General features: G+C 42.6%; 5 protein-coding genes. 2 read left to right on the top strand and 3 right to left on the bottom strand.

Annotation, left to right across the window (positions count from 1 at the left end; genetic code table 11):
• Positions 1–55: 55 nt before the first annotated feature.
• The 3 genes from NO989_RS16040 to soxR form a co-directional block, all read right to left on the bottom strand.
• Complete coding sequence (locus NO989_RS16040; RefSeq protein WP_371342874.1) at positions 56–2839, bottom strand: diguanylate cyclase; 2784 nt, start codon at positions 2837–2839, stop codon at positions 56–58.
• A gap of 131 nt (positions 2840–2970) precedes the next feature.
• On the bottom strand, positions 2971–3966 hold the full coding sequence (rlmF, locus tag NO989_RS16035) for a 23S rRNA (adenine(1618)-N(6))-methyltransferase RlmF (RefSeq protein WP_061486313.1): 996 nt from the start codon (positions 3964–3966) through the stop codon (positions 2971–2973).
• Positions 3967–3972: 6 nt separating this feature from the next.
• Positions 3973–4449, bottom strand: a complete 477-nt coding sequence (soxR, locus tag NO989_RS16030) for a redox-sensitive transcriptional activator SoxR (protein ID WP_061486314.1) — start codon at positions 4447–4449, stop codon at positions 3973–3975.
• Between the two features lie 105 nt (positions 4450–4554).
• On the opposite strand from soxR, the gene NO989_RS16025 reads away from it, so the two are divergent.
• Complete coding sequence (locus NO989_RS16025) at positions 4555–4935, top strand: VOC family protein (RefSeq protein ID WP_049587211.1); 381 nt, start codon at positions 4555–4557, stop codon at positions 4933–4935.
• Between the two features lie 160 nt (positions 4936–5095).
• Positions 5096–6439, top strand: a complete 1344-nt coding sequence (locus NO989_RS16020) for a M24 family metallopeptidase (RefSeq protein ID WP_101565404.1) — start codon at positions 5096–5098, stop codon at positions 6437–6439.
• The last annotated feature ends 43 nt before the right edge of the window (positions 6440–6482 follow it).

Here is a 6482-nt window from a genome sequence, read left to right as displayed (position 1 = left end):
CCAAAGATGAGTAATAGATCAAAATGGGGGATCGGTGTCAAGAAAAATAAATCAGTTAATTAGGTGCGGAATGACGGATAGACCTATGCAATCGCTTATTAAATTCGACGATATCGCTTGAGTTAATGGAAGGAACGACCAACAGAAACTCCTCTCCTCCCCACCTTATCAACTTGTCGGTATCGCGACTTACTGTCTGCAAAGCTCTTGCGACATGATAAAGTGCACTATCACCTTTATCATGCCCATAGGTGTCATTTAAGTGTTTAAAATTGTCTAGATCGATTAGAAAAATGGCACATACATTATCTATTTCAATTGAGGTATCAACTTGCTTTGCTTTTCCATTTACTAAATCAAAAATATTAGGTACGAAACGCTTAACTGCTCTTCGATTATATAACCCAGTTAACGGGTCGGTGATCGCCGCTTCTTCCAGCGCTTTGTTTTTTTGTTGAAGTTCCTTATTGACCCGTTCAAATGCTGCAGTACGCTCATTGACTCGTGCTTCAAGCACCTCGTTTCGTTGTCGATAAGAGGCAATGCGAAGGCGGTAAATGACATAAAAAATTGCAAGCAAGCCTAAGGCGGCAATTAGCTTTGCCCATATAGATTCCCACCAATTTGGATCTACATAAAGAACTATTGTGTCTCCTGGTAACCAAGCCTCGCCCTCTAGTCTAGATTGAACTTCAAAGGTAGTTTCACCTGCTGACAGCTTAGCCAAGAAAGCCTCTTCACGTGGACCTGAATAAATCCAGTCGCTATCGTCTAGACGGTATCGGTACTCTGGAACAGACTCTGCAGAAAAAACAGGGCGCGAAAAAATAATTTCTGCGTTTCGCTTTTTGTTGAGACTAATTCGATTGCTATAACTATTTTCCCGTTTACCGTCCACGTAGACGCCAGTAATGACTGCTTGTTCTGTTAGCTTTCGACTCTCACTATTTTGTACTGCTAATACACCATTTAATGTTGGTAAATATAAGATATCTTTAAATACAACAGCTCGCAGATTACCCGCTCCGTTACAACACCGTAAATCTGTACGCGCGCTGAAAGTACCGTCATCCCGCAACACAACCGTACTCTTCAATTGAGTATCACTAATGTTGTTTATTTCCACATAAGCAATACCACTTGCAGCGCTCAGCCAAAGCTTGCCACCGCGCGCTGTAACGCTGAAAAGGTCTTGGAACGGCAAGCCATTTTTGATATTGAACGAGCGCCACTGTTTAGACTCATCGAGCATTAATAAGCCGTGCCCGTAAGTTCCAAGAAGTAGCCTTCCATCGTTTAACTCAAGAAGCGAAGAGGCGAAAACACTCGTGCCGCTAAGTAAGTCAACTTCCTGCCATTTACCGTCTTTCAGACCAAATAGACCTGACTCTGTGCCAACCCACAAAACGCCGTCTGACGTTCTTAAGATACTGCGAACAGATTGGTTTTCAAAAGTTGAAATAGGCTTGAAATCGGTCCCGTAAAACTGAAATAATCCTTTTGTCGTCGCGACATAAAACGCGTTCCCATCGTGGTAGAAGGTGTTAACCTGAAGCCCAGTAAATTCGGCTATCGATTCGAGCTGTGTTGACCCTCTTTGCCCCCTAAAAAGTCCCTTGCGAGTCCCCACCCATAATTCATCATCAAGCTCAGTAACGCTGTAAGCGTCATTACCTTCAATTGCACTTGTAGCAACTGCTAACGACCAGTTGTCCTCTTCGTTTTTTACAAACACGCCTTTATTTGTTGCGGCGTAAAGATTTTCCTCTTGTTTAAAGAAGGACCATACTCTCGCACTAGATATATTTTGTTTAGGCGCTTCACGCCTAAGATTTGTTTTCCAGAAAATGACTAATCCATTTATTTTAGTGCCGAGAAACCACGTTTCTTCATCATTAAGAAGCACGCTAGTGTCGAGCAAAAGATTATTATCTATAAATGGCGTCAGGCTATGGATGGTTGGCTTTGCATTCGAAGAAATGTTGAGTAACTGACCTTCATCTGAAACTGCTACAACCTTACCGCTATGAGTGCTAAATATGCTTCTAAATGTAAACTCAGTAGTAGGTGGCATAGCTGTTACCAGACAGTTCTCTACAGAGAGCTTGAAGCGATGAAGTTTTTGATCTTGCAAGATATAAGCTGTATTTGCATGCACTATGAAGCGTTCGGAGTTGGCTGTAGCGCCTAAAGGGTAGCGACATTTTTCTTTTACTGACGATGCAAGGTTCGTTTGCAGTAACTCACCTTTAGCAGTCAACAACCACAAGTCTTGTTCATCGTAATAAGAATGTGTAATTGTATTTTTTGCGTAATCATATGACTTTGCTTCGTCGCCTTGAAATGACCAAATCGAATCAGTGACCACCCATACTTTACTTTTATTATCTGCAATAACTTGTCTTATTTTCTCATCACCAAAACTAGCGTTAACGACTTCAAATTTTCCATCATAGAAACTCACCAGCCCAATGCCTGTCACTATCCAAAGTCGGCCGGTATTGTCCAAAAACAAATCGTGGATCCAATTTGACCCTAACACAGGAGTATTTATGGTGTTGAAGAACTCAAATTTTCGACCGTTAAAACGAGCAAGGCCATTCTCTGTACCAAGCCAAACAAAGCCATCTTTATCTTTGACTATCGCCTTAACGGATATTTGAGGGAGCCCATTAGCCGATACGTATTGACCCTCATCATAGGTAGGAGCGCCAGCCACCTTCCATCGCTCAACTCTGTAGCTTTCAGATGCTGAAGTAGTATTGATGGAAGTCAAAAGAAAAACGACGATGGGAAGCAAACAGGTGATGCTATATACAGAAAAATGATGGCTTTTCATTGACCCTCAAAAAACAAATAAAGACGCCCAAAGCGTTATTTCACAAAGCGAAACTTTGATAATTACATACAAACTAACATCAATATAGTTGTTCACATAACATAAGCTGTCAAATCAACATTGGTATGATATTAGTGGTCAAAAGACCATGCAATAAAACGGCTTAGCTTGCTACCCTGCCCCATATCAACCACTTTGCACTGGGTTGCACCATAATAATCAATACTGGTTTTAATTGGTTTCAAATGGGCACTCTTCGACACCAAGCAGGTGAACCATTCTACATTGTCTTTTACAGAGACACTCTCTTTAACCATGCGTTGAATAAAGGCCAACTCGCCGCCTTCACACCACAACTCATTAGCTTGACCCGCAAAATTCAAGTTTGCACCCTGCCTTTGGTTAGAGGCATGTTTGCCTTGCAGATTGGGGGGACGATACCCGAGACCTTGATCTCGATTATCGGAGAACTTTCCACTAGCACGTTTCTGCTTATTGCGAGTTAAATTGGATGTTTTTCTTCGTGTGCCAGACAGCGCATCTTGTGCAGATTTATGAAACGGCGGATTGCACATCGTAAAAGTAAATCGTTCGTTTTCTTTAATCACACCATTGAAAATACTTGCTCTATTCAATTGTTTACGCACTTGGAACTTATGGGCTAACACACTGTTTTTACTAGCAATAGCTTTAGCACTTTTTACTGCGACGTCGTCAACGTCACTCCCTACGAACGACCAGTCATAGGTTGTAACGCCGATAATAGGATAGATAGCATTTGCGCCCACGCCTATATCAAGCCCACGAACGTTTTGATCTTTCCCCTGTTGACTCTGCTCACCCTGTGCACTGCTGCTCGTTGATTTTAATAAATCAGCAATACCGTGGATATAATCTGCTCTTCCAGGTACAGGGGGACATAAATAGCCATCAGGAATATCCCAATATTCAAGACGGTAGTAGTGATGAAGTAAGGCCGCATTAAGCACCTTCACCGCTTTTGGGCTGGTGAAATCTATACTGGTATTGCCGCTTTTAGCACGAACGAGAAAAGACTTGAGCGCTGGGTATGTCTGGCACAGCGTATCCATAGGATAGCCGTTCTTGTGAAGATTTTTTGGGTGCATGAAGCGCTACTTTTTGTGTGAAACTAAGAACTGGGATTGCACGTTTTCATCGAGCAACTGGGCACCGCTACCTTGGGCTGCCACTTTATCGTCGGTATTGTAAAGCCTACAGCGGTCTAATGACAAACACCCACAGCCAATACAGCCTTCTAACGACGTCTTCAAACTGGTCAGCGCTGCAATTTTTGCTTCGATATGCTGATTAAACACCGTACTTAATTTTGCCCAATCAGCTTGTGTTGGCGTTCTGTTGTCTGGAAGTGTAGACAACAGACTCTTTATCTCAGCAAGGGAATAACCCATGTTTTGCGCTATTAAAATAAAAGAAACCCTGCGAATAACAGAGCGAGGAAAGGCTCTATTTCCGCCACTTGTGCGCACAGAAGGAATAAGCCCTTCGTTGGCATAATAGCGAATTAATGAAACAGCATTGCCAGTACGTTTAGCAATAAAGCCAATGCTTACCATAGGTTCTGGTGCCATAACGCCCTTTTTCCAATTTCAAATTACGGGTAAAAAATGCTTGATCTAAAGTTAGCTTTAGATATTAAGCTGTTTTTCGTTGATTATCTACACAAGGAAAAACACATGACAACTGCATACTTAGAGCACGCGAATATCACCGTTGAAAACCCAGATGAGCTAGCCAGCTTACTTTGTACGCTATTTGGTTGGAAAGTACGGTGGAGCGGCGGCGCCAAAAATGACGGCTACACGGTGCACGTAGGAAACGATAAAGACTACCTCGCCCTTTACAGACCTAAAACTATCAATGATATTGAAAGCGATTATAAAACCCTCGCCAATATCAACCACATCGGTATTGTTGTGCCTAATTTAGACGAAACAGAGCAGCGGGTTCTGGCACTAAATTTCAATACTTTTAGCCATGGCGATTATGAACCAGGTAGACGCTTTTATTTCATGGCTCAGCAAAACATAGAGATTGAAGTCGTTTCATATAACTAGGGCTATTAAGTGATACGCCTAGCTGAACTTTCAAATTTAGTGTTAGATTAACGTTACCTCACTCGTGCGCGTTTTACTTTGTATTTTTGTTTGCTAGGTTTGTTTACTAAAAATGGACGCGCACTGTGATCATTTTAATAATAATAGACAGGAAACATGGATGAGAAAGTTACTAGCGATAAGTTTAGGTTTAGTAATGTTGTCCCTATCGGCAAACGCATGGGCGAATAACATTCTTAGTATGAAACAGCGAAGCGAGCTGATTGACAAGATCACCGTTGAACGCTTCAACTCCGTGCTGCCCCAAATTATGGAGCGTGAAGGCATCGACATGTGGGTGTTAATGTCCCGGGAATACAACGAAGATCCCGTTTTAAAAACCATGTTACCTTCTACTTGGATTTCCGCACGACGTCATACCATGTTAGTCATTTATAACCCCGGCAATGGTCAACCGCTAGAACGTTTGGCCGTTGCAAGATATGCGGTAGGGTCACTATTTAAAAAAGCGTGGGATAAGGAAGCACAACCCGACCAGTGGAAGGCATTGAAACACGTTATCGAAGCCCGGAATCCCGCTAAAATTGCCATTAATACGTCTGATTCATTTGCGCTCGCTGATGGCATGACCTCTACCGAACACGATAAATTTATGGCCGTACTTCCTGAAGCGCTGAAAAGCCGCGTTGTAAGTGGCGAAAGACTCTCAATCGGTTGGCTGGAAACGCGCAGTGACCTTGAAATGCAATATTATCCGGTACTTACTCAAATTGGTCATTCATTGATAGCAACGGCATTTTCAAATGAAGTTATAACCCCTAACGTGACCACCACTGACGATGTAGTATGGTGGCTGCGTGATCAAACGCGCGCTTTAGGGCTGACCAACTGGTTTCATCCTACTGTCTCAATTCAACGTAAAGACAGTGAAGTCTTCGACCAAATTACCGCGTTTAGCAAGCGTCCTGGTGAAAACATCATTCGGCCGGGCGATCTCATTCATGTCGATTTCGGCATTACTTACCTTCGACTTAATACTGATCAACAGCAGCATGCTTACGTGTTAAAGCCTGGTGAAAAAGACGCGCCAGCTTCACTTAAGGAAGCACTTAAATCTGGAAACCAGTTGCAGGACATTCTGACCGGTAATTTTAAAGTAGGCAGAACAGGTAACACTATTTTGAGTATGTCGCGACAGCAGGCTATCGAACAAGGCATTACGCCCGCTATTTACACCCACCCGCTTGGTTTTCATGGGCACGCGGCAGGTCCAACGATAGGAATGTGGGATGCACAGGAAGGAGTACCAGTTCAAGGTGACTATCCAGTGTTTGCACAAACGGCTTATTCGATAGAACTCAATGCAGCAAGCTTTATTAAAGAGTGGAACAAAGAAATTAGAATTATGCTGGAAGAAGATGCATTTTTTGATGGTCAGTCAGTAACCTATTTAGATGGCAGGCAAACTGAGTTTCATTTGATTCATTCAGATGAAAACCAATAACTATGGGTGGAGCGTTACGCCTATTTTAATGCCTATACGAAAT

It is taken from the genome of Alteromonas sp. DY56-G5 (assembly GCF_041414725.1).
Taxonomy (GTDB): Bacteria; Pseudomonadota; Gammaproteobacteria; order Enterobacterales; family Alteromonadaceae; genus Alteromonas; species Alteromonas macleodii.
Note: the sequence above shows the minus strand (reverse complement) of the source record. Positions and strands in the feature narration are given on the sequence as shown.

What these genes read in the sequence shown, in the direction of transcription:
- NO989_RS16040 (WP_371342874.1), bottom strand. Translation starts at nt 2,839, where the DNA reads ATGAAAAGCCATCATTTTTCTGTATATAGCATCACCTGTTTGCTTCCC.
- rlmF (WP_061486313.1), bottom strand. Translation starts at nt 3,966, where the DNA reads ATGCACCCAAAAAATCTTCACAAGAACGGCTATCCTATGGATACGCTG.
- soxR (WP_061486314.1), bottom strand. Translation starts at nt 4,449, where the DNA reads ATGGCACCAGAACCTATGGTAAGCATTGGCTTTATTGCTAAACGTACT.
- NO989_RS16025 (WP_049587211.1), top strand. Translation starts at nt 4,555, where the DNA reads ATGACAACTGCATACTTAGAGCACGCGAATATCACCGTTGAAAACCCA.
- NO989_RS16020 (WP_101565404.1), top strand. Translation starts at nt 5,096, where the DNA reads ATGAGAAAGTTACTAGCGATAAGTTTAGGTTTAGTAATGTTGTCCCTA.